At 74.9% G+C, this 23,273-nt stretch carries 18 protein-coding genes and 1 riboswitch; of the genes, 8 read left to right on the forward strand and 10 right to left on the reverse strand.

What is annotated here, in order from left to right; all coding sequences use genetic code 11:
• Window positions 1-21: 21 nt before the first annotated feature.
• Window positions 22-152: riboswitch (FMN riboswitch) on the reverse strand.
• 195 nt (window positions 153-347) lie between these two features.
• A complete protein-coding gene (locus ABT345_RS24505; RefSeq protein WP_345091663.1) occupies window positions 348-1,121 on the forward strand; it encodes an SDR family oxidoreductase in 774 nt (257 codons plus the stop codon).
• A gap of 86 nt (window positions 1,122-1,207) precedes the next feature.
• Here the strand turns inward: ABT345_RS24505 and ABT345_RS24510 are convergent, their stop codons facing one another.
• Window positions 1,208-2,557, reverse strand: coding sequence for an ROK family transcriptional regulator (locus ABT345_RS24510; RefSeq protein ID WP_345091666.1), 1,350 nt, complete (start codon window positions 2,555-2,557; stop codon window positions 1,208-1,210).
• 306 nt (window positions 2,558-2,863) lie between these two features.
• Here ABT345_RS24510 and ABT345_RS24515 point away from each other — a divergent pair, with 306 nt between their 5' ends.
• On the forward strand, window positions 2,864-4,126 hold the full coding sequence (locus ABT345_RS24515; RefSeq protein ID WP_345091669.1) for an MFS transporter: 1,263 nt from the start codon (window positions 2,864-2,866) through the stop codon (window positions 4,124-4,126).
• Window positions 4,127-4,247: 121 nt separating this feature from the next.
• On the opposite strand, the gene ABT345_RS24520 is transcribed toward ABT345_RS24515, so the two are convergent.
• A complete protein-coding gene (locus tag ABT345_RS24520) occupies window positions 4,248-4,739 on the reverse strand; it encodes an acyl-CoA thioesterase (RefSeq protein ID WP_345091672.1) in 492 nt (163 codons plus the stop codon).
• Between the two features lie 527 nt (window positions 4,740-5,266).
• Between ABT345_RS24520 and ABT345_RS24525 the strand changes: the two genes are divergently transcribed.
• The 5 genes from ABT345_RS24525 (at window position 5,267) to ABT345_RS24545 (ending at window position 9,941) form a co-directional block, all read left to right on the forward strand.
• Window positions 5,267-5,998: a hypothetical protein gene (locus ABT345_RS24525; protein WP_345091674.1), complete on the forward strand. Its 732-nt coding sequence runs from the start codon at window positions 5,267-5,269 to the stop codon at window positions 5,996-5,998.
• Window positions 5,999-6,039: 41 nt separating this feature from the next.
• Entirely contained in the window at window positions 6,040-6,390 is a 351-nt protein-coding gene (locus tag ABT345_RS24530; RefSeq protein WP_345091677.1) for a hypothetical protein, read from the forward strand.
• Between the two features lie 109 nt (window positions 6,391-6,499).
• Window positions 6,500-7,183, forward strand: coding sequence for a response regulator transcription factor (locus ABT345_RS24535; RefSeq protein ID WP_345091680.1), 684 nt, complete (start codon window positions 6,500-6,502; stop codon window positions 7,181-7,183).
• 2 nt (window positions 7,184-7,185) lie between these two features.
• A complete protein-coding gene (locus ABT345_RS24540; protein WP_345091683.1) occupies window positions 7,186-8,508 on the forward strand; it encodes a HAMP domain-containing sensor histidine kinase in 1,323 nt (440 codons plus the stop codon).
• Between the two features lie 530 nt (window positions 8,509-9,038).
• Complete coding sequence (locus ABT345_RS24545) at window positions 9,039-9,941, forward strand: serine hydrolase (RefSeq protein WP_345091687.1); 903 nt, start codon at window positions 9,039-9,041, stop codon at window positions 9,939-9,941.
• Here the strand turns inward: ABT345_RS24545 and ABT345_RS24550 are convergent.
• From ABT345_RS24550 to ABT345_RS24575, 6 genes are all read right to left on the reverse strand, one after another.
• Window positions 9,910-10,662 carry a 4'-phosphopantetheinyl transferase family protein gene (locus ABT345_RS24550; RefSeq protein WP_345091690.1) on the reverse strand — a complete coding sequence of 251 codons (753 nt, stop codon included), beginning with the start codon at window positions 10,660-10,662 and terminating at the stop codon, window positions 9,910-9,912. The two genes, ABT345_RS24545 and ABT345_RS24550, sit on opposite strands and share 32 nt — an antisense overlap.
• On the reverse strand, window positions 10,659-11,585 hold the full coding sequence (locus ABT345_RS24555) for an aspartate kinase (protein WP_345091693.1): 927 nt from the start codon (window positions 11,583-11,585) through the stop codon (window positions 10,659-10,661). The genes ABT345_RS24550 and ABT345_RS24555 overlap by 4 nt, the downstream gene beginning before the upstream one ends.
• A gap of 21 nt (window positions 11,586-11,606) precedes the next feature.
• Window positions 11,607-13,016 carry an aspartate aminotransferase family protein gene (locus ABT345_RS24560; RefSeq protein ID WP_345091696.1) on the reverse strand — a complete coding sequence of 470 codons (1,410 nt, stop codon included), beginning with the start codon at window positions 13,014-13,016 and terminating at the stop codon, window positions 11,607-11,609.
• On the reverse strand, window positions 13,013-17,137 hold the full coding sequence (locus tag ABT345_RS24565; protein ID WP_345091697.1) for a Pls/PosA family non-ribosomal peptide synthetase: 4,125 nt from the start codon (window positions 17,135-17,137) through the stop codon (window positions 13,013-13,015). The genes ABT345_RS24560 and ABT345_RS24565 overlap by 4 nt, the downstream gene beginning before the upstream one ends.
• A gap of 317 nt (window positions 17,138-17,454) precedes the next feature.
• Window positions 17,455-18,843, reverse strand: coding sequence for a uracil-xanthine permease family protein (locus tag ABT345_RS24570; protein ID WP_345091699.1), 1,389 nt, complete (start codon window positions 18,841-18,843; stop codon window positions 17,455-17,457).
• Between the two features lie 155 nt (window positions 18,844-18,998).
• Window positions 18,999-19,454, reverse strand: coding sequence for a phospholipase (locus tag ABT345_RS24575; protein WP_345091702.1), 456 nt, complete (start codon window positions 19,452-19,454; stop codon window positions 18,999-19,001).
• A gap of 195 nt (window positions 19,455-19,649) precedes the next feature.
• Between ABT345_RS24575 and ABT345_RS24580 the strand changes: the two genes are divergently transcribed.
• Entirely contained in the window at window positions 19,650-20,381 is a 732-nt protein-coding gene (locus ABT345_RS24580; RefSeq protein ID WP_345091705.1) for a DUF5995 family protein, read from the forward strand.
• A gap of 149 nt (window positions 20,382-20,530) precedes the next feature.
• Here the strand turns inward: ABT345_RS24580 and ABT345_RS24585 are convergent, their stop codons facing one another.
• Both ABT345_RS24585 and ABT345_RS24590 read right to left on the reverse strand, forming a co-directional pair.
• Complete coding sequence (locus ABT345_RS24585) at window positions 20,531-22,222, reverse strand: flavin monoamine oxidase family protein (protein ID WP_345091708.1); 1,692 nt, start codon at window positions 22,220-22,222, stop codon at window positions 20,531-20,533.
• Window positions 22,223-22,300: 78 nt separating this feature from the next.
• Window positions 22,301-23,104, reverse strand: coding sequence for a carbon-nitrogen hydrolase family protein (locus tag ABT345_RS24590; protein WP_345091711.1), 804 nt, complete (start codon window positions 23,102-23,104; stop codon window positions 22,301-22,303).
• Window positions 23,105-23,273 lie beyond the last annotated feature (169 nt).

Raw genomic sequence — 23,273 nt, forward strand, 5'->3', positions numbered from 1 at the left:
GCGGTCACCGAAGCTCGCCCGCCGCGCACTGCCTCCCATCCGGACTTTCACCGTCGGTGCAGGAATTTCACCTGCTCAACCGGCCGCTGGCTGCGGACGGGTCGCGGACTGTTACCGCCGGTTCGGAATTACACCGACCCCGGAGTGCGCTGCTGCTTGTTTCAGTACACGGCCAGTGTGCCACGGCTGATCGTCGGCCATGCGGGCGAACCCTGTGGGGTGCCTCACAAGCTTCGCCGGTCACCGGTTTCCCGGGCGTGCCGGGTCTGGAATGGATGTCACACCCACGACGGACCCGCCGTGGGCACGGCGCTCCTCACCCTCACGACCTCAAGGAATGATCCGCGATGGCGACTCTTTTGGTGACCGGCGGTACGGGCACGCTCGGCCGGGCCGTCGTCGGCCGGCTGCTCGACGCCGGCCACGACGTCCGCTCGCTGAGCCGGCGGCTCCCCGCCGGGCCGGCCGCCCCGGGGCTGCATCCGTACGCGGTGGACCTGCGCGACGGCGTCGGGCTCGCGGAGGCGGTGGCGGGCGTGGACACGGTGGTGCACTGCGCGTCGACCCCGGCGGGCGGGGACGAGGAGGCGGCGGACCATCTGCTGGCCGCGGCGGAGGCCGCCGGGGTGGGGCATCTGGTCTACATCTCGATCGTCGGGGTGGGCGGCATCCCGCTCGGCTACTACCGCACCAAGCGGGCGGTGGAGCGGATGGTCGAGCGGTCCGGCACCGGCTGGACGATCCTGCGGACGACGCAATTCCACGACCTGGTGCTCCGGCTGGTGAAGGCGGGCGCCCGCTCCCCGCTGCTGCCGTACCCGGCGGGGGTACGCGTCCAGCCGATCGAGGTACGCGAAGTGGCGGCGCGGCTGGCCGAGTTGGCGCTCGGCGCCCCCGCCGGACGGGTCACGGACATGGGCGGCCCGCAGATCCTCGACGCCCGGGACCTGGTCCGTCTCACCCTGCGGTACGGCGGCCGACGGCGCCTGCCGGTCCCGCTGTGGCTCCCCGGCCGCACGATGGCCGGCTTCCGCGCGGGCGAGAACCTCGCCCCGGGGCAGGCGGTCGGGGTGCGGACGTACGAACAGTTCCTGAAGGAGCGGGCGGGGTGGCGGGTGTGAGGGGTGCGCGATCCGGGGCGCCGCTTCCTTCCGGCCGGCGGTTGCGGGGCGGACGGGATCGGGATCTGCGCTGATGGTCCGAGCGGTCAGTGGGGTGGGTCGGCCGGGCCCGGGAACAGGGCGTTCTGGGCCGCGTCCCGCGCGGTGAGGACGGCGCCGCGCAGCACGCCGCGGCCGCCCACCGTCCCGGCCCGTATCTCGGTGGCGAGCGGGGAGATCCGGGTGAGCTGCTCGGCGACCCGGCGGGCGAATTCCGGTCCCCCGGCGCGGCCGACCTCGCCGCCCAGCACCACACAGCCGGGGTCCAGGACGGCGCTCACCGCGGCCACCCCGAGGGCGACCCGGGCGGCGAGGTCGTCGAGGAACGCGGCGCCGCCGGGCCGTTCGACGGCGACCCGCATCAGGGCCTCGGCGGCGGTGACGTAGGAGTCGGGCCCCTCGGAGCCGGGGGCCGACGCTCCGGCTTCCGGCGCACCGGCCGGGCCCGGGTCCAAGTCCAGACCCGAGCCCGGGTCCAGGCCCGGGCCCTCGTCCTCGTCCGCGTCCGGATCCGGGCCCGCGTCCGCGTCCGGCAGGTCGATCCCGTGGTCCGCGGCCAGCTGGACCACCGCGCCCGACCCGGCGAGCGAGTGGAAGCCGCCGTTGCAGCCGTGCGCCGAGGGCAGTGCGCCGGTGCCGGGGACGGGCAGGAAGCCGATCTCGCCGGTGCCTCCGGAGGCGCCGCGGCGGAGCCGGCCGTCGAGGACCACGGCGGCGCCGGTGCCCTGCCCCAGCCACAGCAGTACGAAGGTGTCCCGCCCGCGGGCCGCGCCGTCGCGGGCCTCGGCCACCGCGGCGAGGTTGACCTCGTTCTCCAGCAGGACCGGCGCCCCGGACTCCTCGAACGCACCCACCACCGCGCGGTGCCAGCCGGGGATCCAGTCCGTCCCGCCGATCCGGCCGCTCTCCGGGTCGATCAGGCCGGGGGCGCCGATGGCGACGGTGTGCGGCGCGGTGGCGCCCGCGGCGGCCAGCGCCTCGTCCACCGCGCGGCGGGTGGCCCGGACGGCCTGCCCGGGCCGGGCGTTCGCCGGGAGGGGCACGGTGCGTTCGGCGCGGATCTCTCCGAGCAGGTCGGCCACGGCGATGCCGACGCCGTGTTCGCGCAGATCGAGGGCGACGAGATGGGCGCGATCGGCGACGATGCCGTACAGCCGGGCGTTGGGGCCGCGCCGCCGGACGCCGCTCTCCCCGACGACGGCGATCAGACCGGCCGTGCGGAGCCGTGCGACGAGGTCGGCGACCGTCGGGCGGGACAGCCCGGTCAGCTCCCTGAGCCGGCTCGCCGTCAACGGCCCCTCGTCCTGGAGGAGTTGCAGGGCCAGCCGGTCGTTGATCCGCCGTGCGGTGGCGGGAGAGGCGGTACGGCCGACGGCCTCGCTGCGCGGTGCGTACATGGCGGGGATCCTTCCAGAAGCCGGCAACTCGCCGAACGGCCTGTGGACAACTCCCCGTTGCTTGCCGATCGCGCCTCCCGTCCGCCGTGCGGGCAGGCGTGCGGAATGTCCGGAGCGGGGGTTCCGGAGGCGGCCCGCGGGTGATGTCGCCGGTGTGCGGAAGAGGGCTGCGGGGGTCTGCGGACGAGGTGGCCGGCGTTCGGAAACGGTCTGCGGACGAGGTTCGCCGGTGGCCGCGCAGGTGCCCAACAGGCGGTGCTCGCGGCGCTCTTATTAACAGGCAGGGTTCCTGATAGTTTGCGCGCCATGGTCGGCAACGGTGCCCGTCACGACGTCCCTCCCCCGGCCGCGGCACTGCGCCGCGCCCGGTGGGCCATCTCGCTGGTCTTCCTCGTCCACGGCTCGGTGACCGGCAGCTTCGCCACCCGGGTGCCCTGGATCCAGGAGCACACCGGCATCGGCGCGGGGCAGCTCGGCCTCGCGCTGGCCTTCCCCGCGATCGGCGCCTCGCTGGCGATGCCGCTCGCCGGGCGGATCAGCCACCGCTTCGGCGCCCGCACGGCGCTGCGCGGCCTGCTCGCCCTGTGGACCCTGTCGCTGATCCTCCCGCCCCTGGCCCCCGGTCTGTACGCGCTCTGCCCGGCGCTGCTGCTGTACGGCGCGAGCGCGGGCATGTCGGACGTGGCGATGAACGCGCTGGGCGTGGAGACCGAGGACCGGCTGGGGCGGCCGATCATGTCGGGGCTGCACGGCATGTGGAGCGTCGGCGCGCTGCTCGGCTCGGCGGCGGGCACGGTGGCCGCGCACGCCGGTACGGACGCCCGGCTGCACCTGGGCGGCACGGCCCTCGTCCTGACCGCCGTGGGGGCGCCGGCGTGCGGCGGGGTGCTGGACCTGCGGGGTGCCGCGGATGCGCCCGCGCCGCCGCGCTTCGCGCTGCCGCCGAAGTCGGCGCTGGTCATCGGAGCGGTCGGATTCTGTGCGGTGTTCGCCGAGGGCGCCAGTCTGGACTGGTCCGCGGTCTATCTGCGGGACGTCCTGGGGACGGGCGCGGGCCCGGCGGCCGCCTCCACCACGGCGTTCGCCTGCACGATGGCCGCGGCGCGGCTGGCGGGCGACCGGGTGGTGGCCCGCTTCGGCCCGGTGCGGACCGTGCGGTGCGGTGGCGTCCTCGCCACGGCGGGCGGTCTGCTCGTGGTGGCCGCCCCCCACCCGGTGGTGGCGATGGCGGGGTTCGCGCTGGTCGGGCTGGGGATCGCGGTGGTGGTACCGCTGGCGTTCGCGGCCGCGGGCCGCAGCGGACCCGCCCCCAGCCAGGCCATCGCCGGCGTCGCGACGATCACGTACGCGTCGGGCCTGATCGCGCCGTCCACCATCGGCGGCATCGCTCAGGCAACCTCCCTGACGATTTCGTTCGCTCTGGTGACGCTCCTGGCCGCGGGCCTGATCGCGGGCGCCCGGGTGCTGCGCCTCCCGCCCCTTCCCGCGACGGCGGAGCCCCACGCGGCAACGGAGCCCCCGGCCACAGCGGAGACCTCGGCCACACCGAAGTCCCCGCCCCAGCCGTGACGGGCCCCGGGGCCGCCGATCCGTCCGCGTCCGGGCCGAGGGCGCCGGGGCCGCAGGAGGCCGCCGGCCCCGAGGGGAAGCCCGCTTCGGGGCGCCCCTCGGCGCCGGCGCGCCGGCCGGGTCAGGCCGCCTCGTCCTCCGGCCGGGCCTCGTCCGACGCGGGGCGGAGCAGTTCCGCGGCGAGGGTGCGGGCGTGGTCCGACCACGGGGTGGGGCGGAGGGCCTGCGGGTCGACGCGGACGATCACCCGGTGGCCCTGGGCGTAGGTCTCGGTGCCGTCGGCGGAGCAGATCCGGAAGCCGTAGGTCATGCCGGTCCGGCCGAGGCGCTCGATCCAGAGGTGGGCGGCGTAGCCACCGGGGCGGGTGATCGGGCGCTCGTAGGAGACCTTCATCTCCTTGATCACATTGCACATGTCACTCGCGGCCGCCCAGTCGCCCTCGAAGGTGAAGCCGTGGCGGTGCCAGTGGTCGGCCCAGGCGCGTTCGGCCAGGACCGGATAGCGGGAGTTGTGCAGCATGCCCAGGGCGTCGAGGTCGTCGAAGTGGACGGTGACGGGGACCAGTTGCCCGAACGGGACAGGGCGGGCGGACTGGAGGGGTTCGACGCTCACGGGTGATGCTCCTGGATGGTGCTGTGCAAAATGGCAGGAAACCATCGTAAGTGGCTGCTTACGGTGCCCGGTCCCGCGGGGACCTCGACGGCTCGGGGGCAGGCACCTCACGCGCCGCGGTGCCCGGGAACACCGGGCCGGGGCGCCTTGCCGGCCCAAAGCCTCGGGCCGGCCATCGGCCCGGACGGGCGTTCCCGTACGGATCTGCCCCCAGGGGCTGTGGCGAGATCCGACCTCTCTCGGGGGCGCTCCCCGCGAGCGAGGCGCCCGCGAATGCCGCCCGCCGTCTCCACACCGGGCCTCACGCCGAACGCGCCGAACACCGGCCTTGCCCCGTACGCAGCCAAGCCACCGGGAGGCCGTACGAACACGACACCTAGAGGAGAACCGGAGTCAGGGGGAACGCGTCCCTCCACATACGGCCCCGTGGCCCGTGCCGGAAGTCCGGAGGGGGCGGCGGTCCACGGCGGTCCCGCACCCGGCGGAACCCGGCGGAACCACCCGCCCACCGGCAGAAGAGGTCAACGATGCACCCACCCGACGTCCCCACCGCCCACGACGGCCCCGGGGAGCTGCGGCCATGTGCCGACACGCGCCCGGCCGACTGGCTGGGGGAACGGTTGACCGGGACCCGGTGGGCCACGGTCGCCTCGATGTGCACCCAGGATTACGAGGCGTATGCGCGCATCCTGCACCCCACGTGGCACGACCCCGACGGCTCCGGCGACGACGACGAGCTGCGGCCGGTCACCTGGGGCCGCATCGCCGAGGCGAACGGGTACCGGCTGCACCCGGAGATCCGCTTCGAGGAGATCGTGCGGGTCGGCGGCGAGACCCTGATCTCCCAGCCCGGCTTGTGGGAGTACGGCCCGTCCAACGCCGGGCCGCCGTCGGAGATCTGCGCGCCGCTGACCGACATCCTGGCCCGGCACACGCGGACCCCGCGGCAGTGCTGGTTCGCGCTGTGGGACGGGTACGGGGTCATGCGGGATCTGATACCGCAGGGTGCGCCCCGGGCCATTCTGCCCGGGCGTGACAAGCTCCTGTTCCAGGGGCCGCTCGCCGCGCTCCGCGACGACGAACCGCCGCTGCGCGTACAGTTCGACCACTGGTGGCCCCAGGACCGTGCGTGGTGCCTCGGCGCGGACGTCGATCTGTGGAGCAGTTACCTCGGCGGCAGCGAGGAGTGCATCGCGGAGATCGTGGCCTGCCCGGAGCTGGAGGCATTCCGCATCGGGCCCGACCAGAAGATCTTCTGAGGCGCGCCGCGGCTCCCGCGGACCGTCACTAGGGTGGCCCCATGCCTCTCGTCGAGATCACCTACGCACCCCGGGTCGCCGAGGCGACACTGCACCAACTCGCTTCGGCCCTGCCGCACTTGGTGTCGCAGGCGGTGGAGTGCCCCGAGGAGCCCTACGACGGGGATCTGCAGCCCGGCGACATCGAGCTGCGGTTCCGGCCGCTCGGACCGTACGACCGCAGTGGTCTGGACCTCGTGATCGAGGTGCGGTCGAAGTGGTTCGAGAGCCGGGCCGCCAACCGCCAGGAGCGGGTGGACCGGTTGTACGAGGGGGTCGCCGCAGCGACGGGGCTGGAGGATGTCGGCGTCTATCTTTCGCTGCCTGTCGCAGCGTGGTCCCAGGGGGAGTGAGCACGTCCGGGGGTGGCTCGGGGTTCGAGAGCGCCTTCTGAAGGAAACCCGGCCACTCCGGCGCCCCGTCCGCGGATGCGTCCCCAAGGCGCGTACGTACCATGAATTTGTGGCACGCATCGTGCTTGTGGAGGACGACGAGACCATCGGGGACCGGCTTGCCAGGACCCTGCGGGGTCTGGGGCACGACAGCACCTGGTGCCCCGACGGGGCCTCGGCGCGGGCCCGGGCGGCGCTCGGGCCGGCCGATCTGGTGCTGCTGGACCTGGGGCTGCCCGACGTCGACGGGTTCGAACTCTGCCGGGAGCTGCGCGAACGCCTGCCGGACGCGGTCCTCGTGGTGCTGAGCGCCCGTACCGGCGAGATGGACGTCATCCAGGCGCTGGAGTCGGGCGCGGACGACTACCTCACCAAACCGTTCCGCCTCGCCGAGTTGCAGGCGCGGCTCGGCGCGCATCTGCGGCGCGCCGCACCCGACGGTTCGGCCGGGGCGGCCCGGCCGCTGCGCCACGGGAAGCTGGAGATCGACCGCGCGGCGCGGCGGTGTCTGACCCCGGAGGGCGAGACGGAGCTGCGGCCCAAGGAGTTCGATCTGCTGGTCCGCCTCGTCACGTCCAGCGGGCAGGCGGTGAGCCGGGAGGAGCTGATGAGCGACGTGTGGGACGAGAACTGGTTCGGGCCCACCAAGACGCTCGACGTCCATGTCGCCGCGCTCCGGCGCAAGCTCGGCGGGATGATCAGAATCACCACGCTGCGCCACTACGGCTACCGCCTCGAACCGCCGACGGGCTGACCGTGCGCCGGCGCATCCTCCAGGCGAGCGTCATCGCGGTGGTCTGCGCGGTCCTGCTGTTCTCGGTGCCGCTGGGGGTGGCGATCCTGCGCCTCTACCAGCAGGACGAGGTGCAGCACCTCCAGCAGGTGGCCGCGCGGGTGGCGGTGAACGTCCCGGCCGATGTGCGGGGCCCCTGGGATCCGCTGGAGCTGCCGCCGCTGCGGCCCGGTACGCACGTCGGGGTCTACGACTCGGACGGCCGTCTCGTCCGGGCGTCCGGTCCGCTGCGCGGCGCCGGGCCGCCCACCGGTGATCTGCCGGTGCAGGAGGCGCTGGAGGGCTCGGTCTCCTCACACCGGGTCGGGAGCAGGCTGGTCGCCGCGGTCCCCGTGGGCACCTCGGAGCAGGTGCGGGCCGTGGTGCGGGTCAGTTCCCCGGCCGACGGGCCGCTGCGCCGGGCGGCCGTGACCTGGGCCGGGATGCTGGCGCTCGCGGCGGTGGCGGTCGGCGTCGCCGTCGCGCTGTCGTTCCGCTCCAGCCGCAGCCTGGCCCGGCCGCTGGAGGAGCTGGCGACGACGGCCGCGCGGCTGGAGGAGGGGGATCTGACCGCGCGCGCCGCCGTGACCGGGCTGCCCGAGGCCGACGACGTCGCGCGGGCGCTCAACCGCGCCGCGCAGCGGGTGGCGGAGCTGCTGCGCCGGGAGCGGTCGTTCAGCGCCGACGCCTCCCACCAGCTGCGGACCGCGCTGACCCGGGTGCGGCTGGAGCTGGAGTCGGTACCGGACGATGCGCCGCGGGCGGTCGCGCGGGCGGCGTCGGACGCCGCGCTGGCCTCGCTCAGCGACATGGAGGCGACGCTCGGCGCGCTGCTGGACCTGGCGCGGGACGTGCCCGAGCGGGCGCCGCTCGACGTGGGCACGCTGCTGGCCGACGCGGAGCGGCGCTGGCGGGAGGAGCTGACGGCCGCGGACCGCCCGCTGCGGGTGACGGCCGAGGAGGACCTGCCCGAGGCGGTCGGTTCGGCGCGCGCCGGGCGGCAGGTCCTCGATGTGCTGCTGGCCAACGCGGTGGCGCACGGCACGGGCGCGGTGACGGTCACCGCGCGGGACGCCTCCGGGGTCGTCGCGGTGGACGTGGCGGACGAGGGCCCCGGGCTGCCCGAGGGGCTGGACGTGTTCGCCCGGCGCCAGGAGAACGACTCGGCGACCGGCCACGGCATCGGCCTCGCCCTCGCCCGCTCGCTGGTCGAGGCCGAGGGCGGCCGCCTGATGGTCACCCGGCGGACGCCGCACGCCCGCTTCACCTGGCTCATCGCCCGCGGCGGCACGGACGGCGGGGCGTGAACGGGACGGGTTCCTCGGGGTGAGCCCGGGGCGCCTCGTAGCGGAGCGCGCCCTCGCCGTCGCCCTCGCGCCGGGCCCCGGAGCGCAGGCACGCCTGGGGCGTGCGCCGGGCCCCTCCCCTGCGTCCCGGCAGCCCCGTCGGCCGCGTCTCCCGCCGGCCGCCCGCCCCGGCTCCCCGTTTGGCGGACATCACACCCGTATCGCCGGACAGGTGTCACATATCACCCCTCCGAACTGCGACGATCGCCCCTTTTGCCCCTATCGTCGGGCATGACCGGCCGGGTACGGACGCCGCTTCCCCCCTCGGCAGACCTCCGCGGATGATCCTCCTGGCTCTCCACAGGTCTCCGTACGAAGTACGTCCTCCGTCCTCCATGCGGACCGCCGGTATCCGCCGCCTCCCGGTGTTCCGGGCAGGCGCCGCTCCCGGGCAACCCCGTCCGCCGGTCCGATGCGGCCGGTGCGGTCGCCGGTTCCTGGCCCCGCGTGGTGCGTGGTGTGCCCGGCTTCTTTGCGAACAGGACTCGTCCATGCGCCTCACCCGTTCCTCCCGTCGCTCCCGGGCCGTCGCCGTGGCGGCCGGCGTACTGCTCACCGCGGTCGGCGCCGCCGCCCCGGCCCTCGCCGTCACCGGGGTCCACCCGTCCGGCGGCGGCCGGCACGGCTCGGCCGCCGTGGCCGGCGAGCGGGTCGTGTGCACCTCCGCCACGCCGGGCCTCGCGCCCACGCTGTCCCGGGACATCGCCGACGCGTTCCAGGGGCGCGAGGACACCCAGGCGCTGGCCCTCTACGACGCGTCCACGCAGACCAGCTGCCGGTTCCGGGCCGATGACGCCTTCGACTCGGCGAGCGTGGTGAAGGTGACCGTGCTCGGCGCGCTGCTGCGGCAGGCCCAGGAGGCGCACCGGCCGCTCACGGCGCACGAGGGCAAGCTGGCCACCGCGATGATCACCCGGTCGGACAACGCCGCGACCAACAAGCTGTGGCGGCAGGTCGGGCCCGACGGGATCCAGCGGTTCCTCACCCTGGCCGGGATGACCCGCACCGAGCCGGGCGACGGGCCGACCTGGGGCCTGACCCAGATCACCGCCGACGACCAGCTCACCTTGATGCGCCTGCTGACGCACGGCAACGACGTCCTGGGCCCCGGCGCCCGTTCGTACGCCCTCAAGCTGATGCGGCACGTCGCCCCCGACCAGCAGTGGGGCGCGCCCGCCGGGCATCCGGCGGACGCCACCTCCCAGGTCAAGAACGGCTGGCTGCCGCGGACCACCGAGGGCTGGCGGGTGCACAGCGTCGCCGCGTTCACCGGTGGCGGCCACGACTACGGCCTCGCCGTCCTCTCCCGCGGGAACCGCACCATGGACTACGGCATCGACACCATCGAGGCGGCGTCCCGCGTCATCCACCGCGACCTGGACGCCGCCGGCTGACCGTCCGCTCCCGGTACGCACAGGCCGCGACGGCCGCCGGGGCACCGTCCGGCGCCGGCAGCGGCAGGTCCACGACCCGCCACGGTCCGCTGCGCGCCGGCCGCGGGCCCGCGCCCAGGTTCACCTCGGCGGGCCCGGAGACGAAGCCGGTGCCGACGCCCTTGAGGTAGGCCTCCTTACGGGTCCAGCAGCGGGCGCACGCGGTGGGGCGCTCCGCCGCGGGCAGGGCCGCCAGTTCCGCGCGTTCGCCGGGGTGCAGCAGCCGGGCGACCTCCTCGGCACCGGCCGCGGACGGCACCTCCTCCGCGTCGACGCCCACCGGTGCGTCCGCGAAGGCGAGGAGGACGGGGCCGCCGCCCCGGGAGAGCGAGAAGTGCAGCGGGGCGCCGGCCACCAGGGGCCTGCCGTGCGGGGCGCCGCAGTGCGGACACCGCTCCCGTACGAAGGTCACCGCGGCGGGGGCGCGTCCCAGGTAGGCGCCGAGCAGTTCGCGCAGGAGCAGGTGGGCGGCGGTGTAGCGGGCCTTGGCCGGGGCCGGGCGGAGGGCGGCGGCGCGGCGGCGTTCGCCGGCGGCGAGGACCGCGGCGGCCGCTTCGGGGCCGCGGGCGCGCAGATAGCCGGCCGGGTCCGGCAGCAGCCACACCTCGGGGGCGCCCGGGCGCGGTGCGCCGCCCGGGAACGGATCGCGGCCGACGGTACGGACCGCCGGGGTCCGGCTCATCCGGGCGCCTTCCGGCCGCCGCTGGTGTGCGCGGGTGCCAGGGGCCGGGCGGCCGGGGCCGGCCCGCCGCCGTTGCCCGCCGCGGCGCCCGGCAGCGGCTCCGCACCGCCCCCGGCCGGTCCGGCGTACGACCGGCCCACCACGGTCCGCGCGACTGTCCGGCCGGCCGGGCTCGGTGCGGCGGGGACCGGCGAGGCGGACATCACCGTGCCGGAGCGGTCGTGGAAGGACGACCTGACGTGCACGGTCACGCCGTACCGGGCCGCGTGGTCGACGCTGCGCAGCGCCAGCACCTCGGCGCCGTCGGCGGCCAGCCGGCGCATCGCGGCGTAGGTGACATGGCGCAGCAGCCGGGCCGACGGGTCGGTGCGCGGATCGGCGGTGTAGACGCCGTCGACGTCGGTGCAGATCTCGCAGACGTCGGCCTTCAGGGCCGCGGCGAGGGCGATGGCCGTGGTGTCGGAGCCGCCGCGGCCGAGCGTGGTGACCTCGCCGGTCTCGCGGCAGCGGCCCTGGAAGCCGGCGACGAACGGGATCTCCCCGCGGTCGAGCGCCAGCCGGATCCGGCGCGGCTCGACCGCGACGATGCGGGCGTCGCCGTGGACGGTGGTCGTCAGGACGCCGGCCTGCGGCCCGGTGAAGGAGCGGGCCGGGACGCCGAGCGCGGTGACGGCCATCGCGGTCAGCGCGTTCGCGATCTGTTCGCCGGCCGTCAGGACCAGGTCGAGTTCGCGGGGAACGGGATCGGGGCTCACCTCGCCGGCCAGCTGGAGCAGCTCCTCGGTGGTGGCGCCCATCGCGGAGACCACCACGACGACGTCGTGGCCCGCCGCGTGCGCCGCGACGACGCGGGCGGCGACGCGGCGGATCCGCTCCGGGCTCCCCACCGAGGTCCCGCCGTACTTCTGAACGATGAGCGCCATGGTGGCTCCTTCCAGGGCGGTTCAGAACGCCGCGCCCTCGCGGGGGCGGCAGGCGACGGTGACGGCGTCGCGGAGGATCGCACACGCCGTGTCCATGACCTCGGCGGTGACGTTGAGCGGGGGCAGCAGGCGGACGACGGCGTCGTCGCGGCCGCCGAGTTCGACGATCAGGCCGTGCCGCAGCGCGAGCGACTGGACGGCGGCCGCGGCCTCGGTCGCGGGGCGGCCGTCGGCCGGGTCGGCCAGTTCGACGCCGCGGATCAGGCCGCTGCCGCGGACATCGCGGACCCAGGGGTGGTCGGCGAGCGGCGCGAGCAGCTGGGCGCACTGCCGGCCGCGGGCGCGGACGTTGCCGAGCACGTCGTCGCGGCGCATGATCCGGACCGTCTCCACGCCCGCGGCGAACGCCGGCTGGTCGCCGCGGAAGGTGCCGATGTGCGCGCCCGGCTCCCAGACGTCCAGCGCCGCGTCGTAGAGGATCAGGGCGACCGGCAGGCCGATGCCGCTGAGGGCCTTGGACGCCACGACGACGTCGGGTTCGATGCCGTACTGCTCGAACGCGAACCAGGTGCCGGTGCGGCCGCAGCCGGTCTGCACCTCGTCGACGATCAGCGGGATGTCCAGGGCGCGGGTCAGCTCCCGTACCCGGCGGACGAACGCGGGGCGGGCCGGGACGCTGCCGCCCTCGCCCTGGACCATTTCCATCAGGACCGCCGCGGGCCGCGGGACACCGCTGGTGCTGTCGTTCAGGGCGCGCTCCAGCTGGTCGGCGCAGCGCCGGGAGCAGCCGTCGGGGCCGGGGCCCTCGGGGCAGCGGCCGCTTCCGCAGTACGGGAAGAAGTGGACGCCGGGCATGCCGCCGCGCTCCGCGTCCTTGCGGGCCACCGGGCCGCTGAGCGCCGTCGTGGCGTAAGTGGTGCCGTGGAAGGCGCCCTGGAAGGCGACAACGTCGGAGCGGCCGGTGGCGATCTTGCAGAGCTTGACGGCCGCCTCGACGGCGTTGGCGCCGGTCGGGCCGCAGAAGTGCAGCTTCGTGCGGTGGCGCATCCCGGGCGCCAGCATGGACAGCTGGGCCTGGGTGAAGGCGTCCTTGACCGGGGTGGGGAAGTCCAGGCCGTGGGTGAGGACGCCGAGTTGGCGGGCGGCGGCGCGCAGGAGTTCGGGGTGGTTGTGGCCGAGCGGGAGCACGCCGGCGCCGTCGAGGAAGTCGATGAAGACGTTGCCGTCGACGTCGCGGACGTAGGGGCCGTCGCCGTCGGCGAGCGCGATCGGCAGATGGCGCGGGTAGACGCGGGCCGCGGACTCCCAGCGCGCCTGGCGGGCGAGGAGTTCGGCGGAGCGCGGGCCGGGCAGGTCCCCGGCCACGTGCGGGCCGGTCACCGCGCCGGACGGCGAGAAGGTGATCAAGGGGGGCGTGGTGAGCGTGGTCATGGACGTGCTCCACGGGGGGTGCGGGGCGGATCGGCGGGCCGGGCGCCGGGGCGGAGGGTGGCCGGGATGCCCCGCCACCGGGTCGCCGCGGGCAGCGCCTCGCCCTTCATCACGAGGGACAGGGCGTCCAGGGACGCGCCTTCGGCGACGCGGGCGTCGTAGAGGACGACGGAGCGGATGCCCACGGACGCGCCGCGCTCGACGGTGACGCGTGACATTTTCATCACCCGGTCCTCGAAGAGGTGGGTCTGCAGGGAGGTGAACTGGCCGACGGCGGCGTCGTCCGCCACGTTCACCAGGTCGAATTCGGTCAGGAAGGTGGTGGACAGCCACACCCGGCGGCCCATCCGGGCGCCGAAGAGGCGCAGCAGCAGCGGCGCCCAGGGGGTGCCGAGCAGGAAGTTCATGACGGTCGGCACCACGAGGTTCTCGTAGAGGCCGGTGACGAGTTCGGTGCGGCGCACCCACATGCTCCACAGCGGTTCGACGCGGGGCCGGTAGCCGCCGACGACCAGCCACTTCACCGCGACCGCGGCGAGGGCGCAGACCAGCCCGCCGGCCATCAGCACGACGGGCATCAGGAGGAAGAGCGCCGCCGGCGCAAGGGCCGCGGCGAGGGCGAGGGAGAGGTAGTAGGCGCCGAGGACGGAGAGCAGGCCGAGGGCCGGGGGCAGCGTCACCCGGAAGTACTCGACGGCGAGGCGGGCGAGCACCCGGCCCCGGGTCGGGGCGTACGTCAGCCGCTCGGGGAAGCCGGGGCTGGCCTCGCGGCGGGGCAGGAAGAGGGCGGGCGAGCCGAGCCAGGTCGTCTCGGGGGCGATCGGTTCGGCGGGGGCCACCGAGTGGACGCCGAGCAGGCTGCCCGCGCCCATCCGGCCGGAGCCGGGCAGCAGGGCGCCGTTGCCGACGAAGCTGCGGCGGCCCACCTGCGCGGGCGCCAGCGCGAGGTAGCCGTGGTGGAAGACGGCCGGGCCCACCACGCTGACGTCGGCGAGGAAGCTCTCCGGGCCGACCCGGAGCATGTCGGGGTCGACGAAGGTGACGGTGGCGACCTCCGCCCGGTGCCCGGTGCGGGCGCCGAGACCGCGCAGGAACGGGATGACGTAGAGGGTGGAGTAGAGCGCCTGGGTGAAGGTCAGGCTCATCGTCATCATGCCGTCGCCCAGCCATTTGCGGAGCCCGAAGGCGGTGCGCTCCGGGTGGACGCCGGGGCGGGCGACGGGCATCACCGCGCGTTTGACGGCGAGGACGGCGGCGCAGCTGGTGAGGACCATCAGCGGGGCGGCGCCCACGGCGGCGAGGCAGCCCCAGGCGACGCCGTCGCTGTGGGCCGTGGCGATCGCGAGCCAGGCCCCGGACTCGATGATCAGCAGCGGCAGGAGCAGCAGGAACACCGCGCCGAGCGCGAACCCGGCCACCACCGGGAGCGGCCAGCGGCGGTCGTCCGGGCGAGCGCCGAGGTCCGCCAGGAGGGGCGGCGGCGCGTCCTGCCGGGTGGCCGGCGAGCCCGCCCAGTGCTCCCCGGCCGGGATCTCGGTGTCCTCGGGGACGAGGGACTGCTCCCCCACCGTGGCGCCGTCGCCGAGTACCGCGCCGGGCAGCACCACGCTGTTGGTGCCGACGCCGCAGCGCGCGCCGATCCGGACGGGGGCGAGCCGCAGCCAACCGCCCTCGACGGTGTGCACCTCGACGCGGGCGCCGTAGCCGAGGGTGGTGCCGGCGCCGATCGTCACCAGGGACGGCGGTGCGGGGACCGTCGGCAGATGGCAGTGGCGGCCGATGCGGGCGCCGAGCAGCCGCAGCAGCGGCGGCAGCAGCGGCGAGCCGGTCATCAGCACCAGCGGCGAGACCACGAGCAGCTTGTGGGCCAGCCAGAACCGCAGATAGACCACGCCCCACAGCGGATACCGGCCCGGCCGGACGCCCGCCATCAGCAGCCGGCTGAGGACCATCGGCACCACCAGCAGGCTCAGGACCAGCCAGCCCGCCTCCATCGGGATCAGCGTGTGCAGCGGCAGCCCGGCGACGGTGGACAGCGCGCTGCCCGGCAAGGGGGCGCGGACCGGCAGGTGCCAGATGTCGCCGAGCCGGTACAGCGCGACGAGCGCGGCGAGCGCGGGCAGCAGCAGCCAGACGTAGAGCCCGGCCGCCTGCGCGGCGCCGCAGAGCAGCACCCGCGGGGTGGAGTGGCGCAGCGGGGCGGGCGGCGGGGTGCCGGCCTCCGGGGCCGCCTCGGGTGCGGCGGCGTGGGCGGCGGCGTGGGCGGCGAGGTCGCGCACGGTGGGGTGGGCGTAGAGGTCGCCCATGGCCAGGCCGCGCAGGTCCGGGTCGCGCCGCAGCCGGGAGATCAGCCGGGCGGCGGTCATCGAGTGGCCGCCCAGGTCGCAGAAGAAGTCGTCGTCGGTGGAGACCGGGCCGCCGCCCAGCACGTCCTGCCACAGTGCGGCCAACCGGCGCTCCAGCGGCGTGCGGGGTGCGGTCCGCGGCCGGGCGCGGCGGCCCAGCGGCGCGGAGACCGGCGGCGGGAGGGCGGCGCGGTCGACCTTGTCGGCGGCGAGCAGCGGGAAGGCGGCCAGCACCTCGACGAAGGTCGGGATCATGTACGCGGGCAGCTTGCGGCGCAGCTGCGCGTGCAGCCGCTCGCGCAGCGCGTCGTCGTCCCCGTCGGCGGCCGGCGGTTTACGGGTCACATAGCCCGTCAGGTCCTGGGCGGTGCCGTCGCGGGCGCGCGGCACGACGACGGCGTTCTCGACGGCGGCGTCCTCGCGCAGCACCTCCTCGATCTCGCCGAGTTCGATGCGGTAGCCGCGGATCTTGACCTGGTTGTCGATCCGGCCCAGGTACTCGATCTCCCCGGAGGGGGCGTAGCGGCCGCGGTCGCCGGTGCGGTAGATGCGCGGTGCCGCGGCGCGGTCGCGGGCCACCGGGTTGGGCCGGAAGCGGTCCTCGGTGAGGTCGGCGCGGCGGACGTAGCCGAGGGCGACGCCCGGCCCGCCGATGCAGATCTCCCCGCTCTCGCCGCGGGCGACGGGCCGCAGCTCCTCGTCGAGGAGGTAGACGCGGTAGCCGGGCAGCGGGGTGCCGATGGTGACCGGCCGGTCCGGGGTGAGTTCGGCGCAGGTGGCCGTCACGGTCGTCTCGGTGGGGCCGTACGCGTTGAGGATGCGGCGGCCGGGCCGCGACCAGCTGCGGACGAGTCCGGGCGGGCAGGCCTCCCCGCTGACGAGCAGGGTGCGCAGCGCCGGGAGGTCCGGGTCGAGGGTGGTGAGCAGCGTGGGGACGCAGCAGAGCACGGTGATCGCGCGTTCGGTGAGGAAGGCGGTGAGTTCCGGTCCGGCGCGGCGGGCCTCCTCCGGCCCGGCGACGAGGGTGGCGCCGGCCATCCAGGCGGGCCAGATCTCCTCCAGCGCGAAGTCGAAGGCGAGGGAGAGTCCCTGGTGGACGCGGTCGCGGTCGGTGACGCCGTAGAGCGGGGCGGCCGCGCGCAGGAAGGCGACGATGTTGGCCCGGGAGACGGCGACGCCCTTGGGGCGGCCGGTGGTGCCGGAGGTGTAGATGACGTAGCACTCGGCGCCGGGGTCGGCGGGGGTCTCGGGGCGGGTGTCCGGGGCGCGGGCGAGGTCGCCCGCGGCGCGGTCCAGCGCCAGTACCGGGCAGGGCAGTTCGCGGGTGCGGTCGTCGAGCGAGGCGGTGGTGACCAGGTCGTGCAGTCCGCAGTCGGCGGCGATGAAGGCCAGCCGGTCGGCGGGGAACGACACGTCGAGCGGGACGTAGGAGGCGCCGCTCTTGAGGACGGCGAGCAGGGTCACGTAGGTGGCCGGGGAGCGCTCCAGCAGGATGCCGACGCGGCGGCCGGGTCCGGCGCCGCGGCTGCGCAGCAGGTGGGCGAGGCGGTTGGCGCGCCGGTCCAGCTCGCGGTAGGTCAGGGTGTCGGCGCCGCACTCGACGGCGATGCGGGAGGGGTCGCGGTCGCAGGAGAGGGCGAAGTAGTCGGCCGGTCCGCCGACGTCGGGGGGCTCCGGGCCGCCGGAGTGCGGCGGGGTGGGCCCCCCGGTCCGGTCCGGGGTGCGGTGCGGTGTGCCCGTCGCGGTGGAGGCGGTGTGCGCGGTGGACACCGGCATGAGGTTCCCTCTCCTCGGTCGAGGCGGCGGCGGGCACGGGTCCGCGGCCCGCCGGCCCGTCCACCGGGCCCGGGCCCCGGATCCGGTCCGGAATCCCTTGACGCTGCCCAGGCTACGGAGCGGCAGGCCAGGGGCGGGTGCGGTGCGGGTTAGGGCGGCGTAAACGTCTGGACGGGTGCCGGGGCGGGGGTCGCCGGGGCGCCGGGCGTGCGGTCCGCGAGGGGCCGGCCGCGGCCCCGGGGTACGGAAACGGGCGGGGCGGGCGCCGGGCTTCCGCCCGGGCCCGCCCCGCCCGCCGTCCACGGAGGTCCGCTCCGTCAGTCGCCCTTCCCCGCGGCCCCGTCGTCGTACCCCGTGGTCCCCGCGTCGAGGAGCGGTGCACCGCGCCGGCCCGCCGCGCGGGAGAGCCAGCGCAGGCTGTGGTAGCCGGTGAGGACGATGAGCGTGCCAAGGGCGATGCCGCCCAGCTCGAAGTTGTCGCTGATCTTCAGGGTGACGCCGCCGATGGCGATGACGATGCCCGCGGCTGCCGGGATGAGGTTCAGCGGCACCGTGAAGTCCACCTTGTTGCGGATCCAGATCTGCGCGCCGAGCAGGCCGATCATGCCGTAGAGGATGACGGTGATACCGCCGAGGACGCCGCCGGGGATCGCCGCGACCACCGCGCCGAACTTCGGGCACAGGCCGAAGAGCAGGGCGAACACCGCCGCCGCCGTGTACGCGGCGGTCGAGTAGACGCGGGTCGCGGCCATCACGCCGATGTTCTCCGCGTACGTGGTGGTGGCCGGGCCGCCGACCGCGGTGGACAGGACGGTGGCGGTGCCGTCGGCGACGATCGCCATGCCCATCTTGTCGTCCAGCGGGTCGCCGGTCATCTCCCCGACCGCCTTGACGTGCCCGGCGTTCTCGGCGACCAGCGCCACCAGGACGGGCAGCGCGACGAGGATCGCGGAGGCGGAGAAGTTCGGGGCGTGGAAGGTCGGCAGGCCGATCCAGTCGGCCTGGGCGACGCCGGAGAAGTCGATGCGGAAGTGGTCGGTGATCTTGCCGGAGCCGTCGGCGGAGTGGATCTGGCCGGCGGTGCGGTCCAGGACCCAGGAGAGGACGTAGCCGAAGAGCAGTCCGAGGAAGATCGCGATCCGCGACCAGAAACCGCGGAGCACCACCAGCGCGAGGCCGGTGAAGAGCATCGTGGCGAGCGCCGTCCACTGGTCCTGCGGCCAGTAGGTCTGCGCGGTGACGGGCGCGAGGTTGAAGCCGATGAGCATGACGACCGCGCCGGTCACCGGCGGCGGCAGCACCGCGTGGATGACCCGGGCGCCCAGGATGTGGATGGCGATACCGCATCCGGCCAGGCACGCGCCGACCACCAGCATCGCGCCGGTGAGGGTGCCCGCGTCACCGCCCTGGCCCGCGATGACCGCGGAGACGCCGACGAAGGAGAGGGAGGAGCCCAGGTAGCTCGGAATCCGGCCACGCGTCATGAGCATGAAGAGCATGGTGGCCACGCCGGACGCCATGAGCGCGAGCCCCGGGTCCAGGCCCATGAGCACCGGTGCGACGAAGCACGCGCCGATCATCGACACGACGTGCTGGGCGCCGAGCCCGATCGTCCGCCCCCAGGTCAGCCGCTCCCCGGGTTTGACCACCTCCCCCGGCTCCAGGTGACGCCCGTCTCCGTGCAGCTTCCACCCGAAACCAGCCATGATCACTCTCCACTCTGCGACGCCCTGCACGTCACAGAGCCGAGGTGATTCATAGTCGAACGATCGCTTCTGGACAAACTGAACGCGGAAAGTGTCCGGGCGCCCACCGGGTGGTACGGCGGGCGGCCCGGGCGCTCCCGGACCGCCCGTGGCGCTCAGTGCCCGAACCGCTTCACGGCCTGGTAGTACGTCCACGCGAGCGCATCGCAGGACTTCTTCTTGGTGCCGGTGTAGCGCGTGCACGCCCGGCGGAGGTCGGCGTGGAACATGGAGTCGAGCCGTGGCTTGTTCGCCGCGAAGGTGCCGGCGGCCTTGTAGTTGCGGTAGCCGAAGTCGTGGTGGGCGCAGGACATCCGGAACGGGAAGCCCAGGGGGTTGTCGGGCGAGGAGGTGCAGTAGTCGGTGGACCAGTCGAAGCCGTACGCGGACCACTTCGTCCGGTGCGCGCGGGCGTCGGCCCACTGCGTGTAGCTCGCCGGCGCGGTCTGCGTCCAGCGGGTGAGGACCTGCGGTTTGTCGGCCGGTACGGCCTGTGCGGGGGCCGCCGCGACCATCGTCGCGGCCAGGGCCAGAAGCGGGGCGGTCAGGGCGGCGGTGCGCCGTCGGAACATGCCAACCTCCGGTGTCCGGCGCCGCGTTGGCACGGGGTGCGGCCGCGCGCGCCGGAAGTGTGCGGTTCTCAAGGGCCGTTGCCCTCCCTGCCGCAGCGACTGCGGCCACAAGAGGGCGCGCCGGTAATTACCCCGTTCCGGTCAAAGCCACACAGGATTGCCCATAGTTCCCCCGGACGGTGCCACGCTGAGCCGATGACGACCCCTCAGCACCGCGCCCCGGCCGCCTCGTCCGCGCGCGCGTCCCACGGTCCGACGGCCGTCCGGGCGCGGCTGCGGGCGTCGGCCGAGACACTGCCGGACGGCGACGGCGTGGCCGTCTTCACCCGCGCCTGTCTGACGGCGGCGCGGCAGGCGGAGACGGCGGGCGCGGCGGGCCGCGGGCTGTTCCCGGGCGCGGCCGGCGCCGGCGAGCTGGAGCTGCGGCTGGCCCGCCGGTATGCGGCGGCGGTGGACGCGGCGGCCGTCGGGCTGCCGGTCCCGGCCTGCTGGCGGCCGCTGTTCCAGCTGCGCCGCCATCCGGGCATCCGTCCGCTGCAGTTCGCGCTGGCCGGGATGAACGCGCAGGTCGGGCACGATCTGGTGCTGGCGGTGGTCGACGCCTGCCGGGCGCTGGGCTGCGAACCGGCCCGGCTGGAGGGCGACTTCGACCGGCTGGGCGCGGCCCTCACCGGGCTGGAGGAACACCTCCGCGAAAGCCTCGCGCCCGGCCCCGAGGCGCTGGACGTCACCGATCCGCTGGCGCATCTGGCCGGGGCGTGGAGTCTGGAGCGGGCGCGGGAGGGCGCCTGGGCCGCGGCGCGGACGCTGTGGGCCGCGCGGCGGGCCCCGGAGTTCGCGCGGGAGTGCGCCGAGCGGCTCGATGCGGGCACCGGTCTGGTGGGCCGCTGCCTGCTGACACCGCTGTCGTCCGCCGCCGCCCGCTGACCCACCGCGGCCTGCGACGCCGGGCGGACGCGCCACCGCCCGGACCGCTGGGCAGACGGTCCGGGCGGGGCGGATCAGGGGGTTCCCGGGGTGTGATCGGGAGGGGTCCTGGACGTTCCGCGGCGCCGTCGGCGCCGCGGACCGGGCGGTCAGTCCTCCGGGAGTTCCACCGGCGCGATCGTGTCGTAGAGGTCGCCGGGGCCGGGGTTGGTGGCGTCGGTGGCGCCGCCGAAGTGGTGCATGACGCCCCACACCGCGTTCAGCGCGGTCTGCACGGCGCCCTCGGCCCAGCCCGCGGTCCAGGAGATGTCGTCGCCGGCGAGGAAGAGCCCGCGCTTGTCCTCGGGCAGGCGGTCCTGCATGAAGTGGGTGAACAGGCGCCGCTGGTAGCGGTAGTGGCCGGGCAGGTTGGCCTTGAACGCGCCCATGAAGTAGGGCTCGTTCTCCCAGGAGACGGTGACCGGGTTGCCGATGATGTGCTTGCGGATGTCGACCTTCGGATAGATCTCGGCCAGCGACTTCAGCATGACCTCCATCCGCTCGCCCGCGTCCAGCGGCAGCCACTTCAGGCTGTCGTCGCACCAGGTGTACGAGAGGCAGATGACGGCGGGCCGGTCCGGTCCGTCGTCGAGGAGGTAGGTGCCGCGGGTCATCCGGTCGGTGAGCGTCATCGACATGACGTCCCGGCCGGTGTCCTCGTCCTTGTCCAGCCAGAACGGCCGGTCCACCGGGACGAACAGCTTGGACGACTCCATGTAGTGGGTGCGCTCCACCGCCGTCCAGTGGTCGATGGGCAGCAGCGCGTCATCGCACGTGATCTTCGACAGCAGCATCCAGGACTGCGCGGTGAAGACCGCCGCCTCGTACGTGCGGATGTCGCCGGTGGCGTCGGTGACGGTGATGCGGTTGCCGGCGGTGCGGTGCAGCCGGGTCACGGCCGGGCGGGGCGCGCCGCCGTGCAGCGAGGCGAGCGAGGTGCCCGGCGCCCAGTGGAGGATCTTGCCGGGCTCGCGCTCCCACAGGCGCAGCGGGAGCTGCTGGCTGCCGCCGACGATGCCGCGGTGGTGGTCGTCCGCCTCGGTGTAGACGACGCGGAGGATCTCCAGGATGGAGTTGGGGAAGTCGGTGTCCCAGCCGCCGGTGCCGAAGCCGACCTGGCCGAAGATCTCCCGGTGGCGGAAGGACGTGAACGCCTCGGAGTCGCAGAGGAAGCCGTAGAAGGTCTGGTTGTCGAGCTTGGCGACGAGGCGGGACCAGATCTCCCGGATGCGCGGCACGTCCCGCTCGCGCAGCGCGCGGTTCATGTCGGAGAAGTCCGCGCCCTCCTCCAGGCAGGCGTTCCAGGCGTCCATGACCTGGTGGTAGACCTCGGGCAGGTCCTCGACGGTGCGGGCGTAGTGCGACTCGCCCTTGAGGTCGACGACGGTCGAGGGGGTGTCCGGCGCCAGCGGGTTGGGGAACGGCCGGGTTTCCAGGCCCACCAGGTCGATGTAGTGCTGGAGCGCGGTGGACGACGGCGGGAACCGCATCGCGCCCATCTCGGCGGTCAGCGAGGGGTCGCAGCCCTCGAAGCCGACGGTCCGCAGCCGCCCGCCGATCTCGTCCGCCTCGTAGACGACGGGCTTGAGGCCCATCTTCATCAGTTCGTAGGCGGTGACGATGCCGGAGAGACCGCCGCCGATGACGGCGACCTCCTTGCCGTGCTCGGTCGCCGGGACCTGGCCGAGGCCGGCCGGGTGCGCGAGGAAGTCGTCGTACGCGTACGGGAAGTCCGGGCCGAACATGGTGATCGGCGGCTGGGCGTCCGCGTGGTGGGCGGCGGTGGGCACCGTGGACGTCATCGGGTACGGCTCCTTGCAGGGCGGAACGAGGGGTGGGGAAGGGGCGGGCGCGGGCGCCCGGTGCGGGTGGGGCTGGTGTCAGCCGAGGGCGCCGTAGAGCTGCGGGCGCCGGTCGGCGAGGTAGGGGTTGCCCTCCCTCGACGCCCGCAGGAAGACCGTGTCCACCTCGGCGGTGACCAGCTGCTCGCCGCGTCCGGCGCGGGCGCGGACGATGCCGTCGGGCCCGGCCAGGCAGCTCAGCCCGACGAACTCGAACGCGCCCTCGGGGCCGGTGCGGTTGACGTACGCGACGTAGAGCTGGCTCTCGAAGGCGCGCACCGGGATGACGGATTCGGCGACGAACTGGAAGGGGTGCATCTGCGCGGTGGGCACCAGCAGCAGATCGGTGCCGGCCAGCGCATGCGCCCGGACGTTCTCCGGGAACTCCACGTCGTAGCAGATCAGCAGGCCGATCCGGACACCGTCCAGCTCCGCCTGGACGACGGGTTCGCTGCCCGGCGTGAAGTGCCGGTGCTCGAAGTCGCCGAAGAGGTGGGTCTTGCGGTAGGTGGCGAGCCGGGTGCCGTCGGGGCCGGTGAGCTGCACGGAGTTGTACACCTCGGGGCTCTCGGGGGCGCGCTCGGGGAAGCCGTGGGCGATGGCGATGCGGTGTGCCGCGGCGATCTCGGAGACCCGGCGGGCGGCGGGCCCGTGGGCGGTCTCGGCGAGGCGGTGGAGGTCGTCGCCGATGGCGTAGCCGGTCAGGAACAGCTCGGAGGTGACCAGCAGTCCGGCGCCCGCGGCGGCCGCGTCACGGGCGGCCGTCTCCAGGAGCGCCAGGTTGTGCGCCGGGTCGCCGGGCCTGCCCGAACTCTGGAACAGGGCGGTGCGCAGCGACGACATGGGACCCCTCGGCGGACGGTTCGCGGTGGACGCAATGACCGTACGGGCCCGCGCTGACCTGCGACAAGGCGCCTCCGTTGCGTCTCGATGAGCGATTTGTTGCGCGTATCGGGGGCGCCGCGGCGATTCGTTGCGGGGGCGGATTCCGGGGTTTTCGGGGCCTCCGTCC

The sequence above is a fragment of the Streptomyces sp. NPDC000404 genome (assembly GCF_040300365.1).
Classification (GTDB): domain Bacteria; phylum Actinomycetota; class Actinomycetes; order Streptomycetales; family Streptomycetaceae; genus Streptomyces; species Streptomyces ramulosus.

What these genes read in the sequence shown, in the direction of transcription:
- ABT345_RS24515 (WP_345091669.1), top strand. Translation starts at nt 2,864, where the DNA reads ATGGTCGGCAACGGTGCCCGTCACGACGTCCCTCCCCCGGCCGCGGCA.
- ABT345_RS24545 (WP_345091687.1), top strand. Translation starts at nt 9,039, where the DNA reads ATGCGCCTCACCCGTTCCTCCCGTCGCTCCCGGGCCGTCGCCGTGGCG.
- ABT345_RS24590 (WP_345091711.1), bottom strand. Translation starts at nt 23,104, where the DNA reads ATGTCGTCGCTGCGCACCGCCCTGTTCCAGAGTTCGGGCAGGCCCGGC.
- ABT345_RS24575 (WP_345091702.1), bottom strand. Translation starts at nt 19,454, where the DNA reads ATGTTCCGACGGCGCACCGCCGCCCTGACCGCCCCGCTTCTGGCCCTG.
- ABT345_RS24510 (WP_345091666.1), bottom strand. Translation starts at nt 2,557, where the DNA reads ATGTACGCACCGCGCAGCGAGGCCGTCGGCCGTACCGCCTCTCCCGCC.
- ABT345_RS24560 (WP_345091696.1), bottom strand. Translation starts at nt 13,016, where the DNA reads ATGACCACGCTCACCACGCCCCCCTTGATCACCTTCTCGCCGTCCGGC.
- ABT345_RS24570 (WP_345091699.1), bottom strand. Translation starts at nt 18,843, where the DNA reads ATGGCTGGTTTCGGGTGGAAGCTGCACGGAGACGGGCGTCACCTGGAG.
- ABT345_RS24565 (WP_345091697.1), bottom strand. Translation starts at nt 17,137, where the DNA reads ATGCCGGTGTCCACCGCGCACACCGCCTCCACCGCGACGGGCACACCG.
- ABT345_RS24505 (WP_345091663.1), top strand. Translation starts at nt 348, where the DNA reads ATGGCGACTCTTTTGGTGACCGGCGGTACGGGCACGCTCGGCCGGGCC.
- ABT345_RS24550 (WP_345091690.1), bottom strand. Translation starts at nt 10,662, where the DNA reads ATGAGCCGGACCCCGGCGGTCCGTACCGTCGGCCGCGATCCGTTCCCG.
- ABT345_RS24585 (WP_345091708.1), bottom strand. Translation starts at nt 22,222, where the DNA reads ATGACGTCCACGGTGCCCACCGCCGCCCACCACGCGGACGCCCAGCCG.
- ABT345_RS24580 (WP_345091705.1), top strand. Translation starts at nt 19,650, where the DNA reads ATGACGACCCCTCAGCACCGCGCCCCGGCCGCCTCGTCCGCGCGCGCG.
- ABT345_RS24525 (WP_345091674.1), top strand. Translation starts at nt 5,267, where the DNA reads ATGCACCCACCCGACGTCCCCACCGCCCACGACGGCCCCGGGGAGCTG.
- ABT345_RS24530 (WP_345091677.1), top strand. Translation starts at nt 6,040, where the DNA reads ATGCCTCTCGTCGAGATCACCTACGCACCCCGGGTCGCCGAGGCGACA.
- ABT345_RS24555 (WP_345091693.1), bottom strand. Translation starts at nt 11,585, where the DNA reads ATGGCGCTCATCGTTCAGAAGTACGGCGGGACCTCGGTGGGGAGCCCG.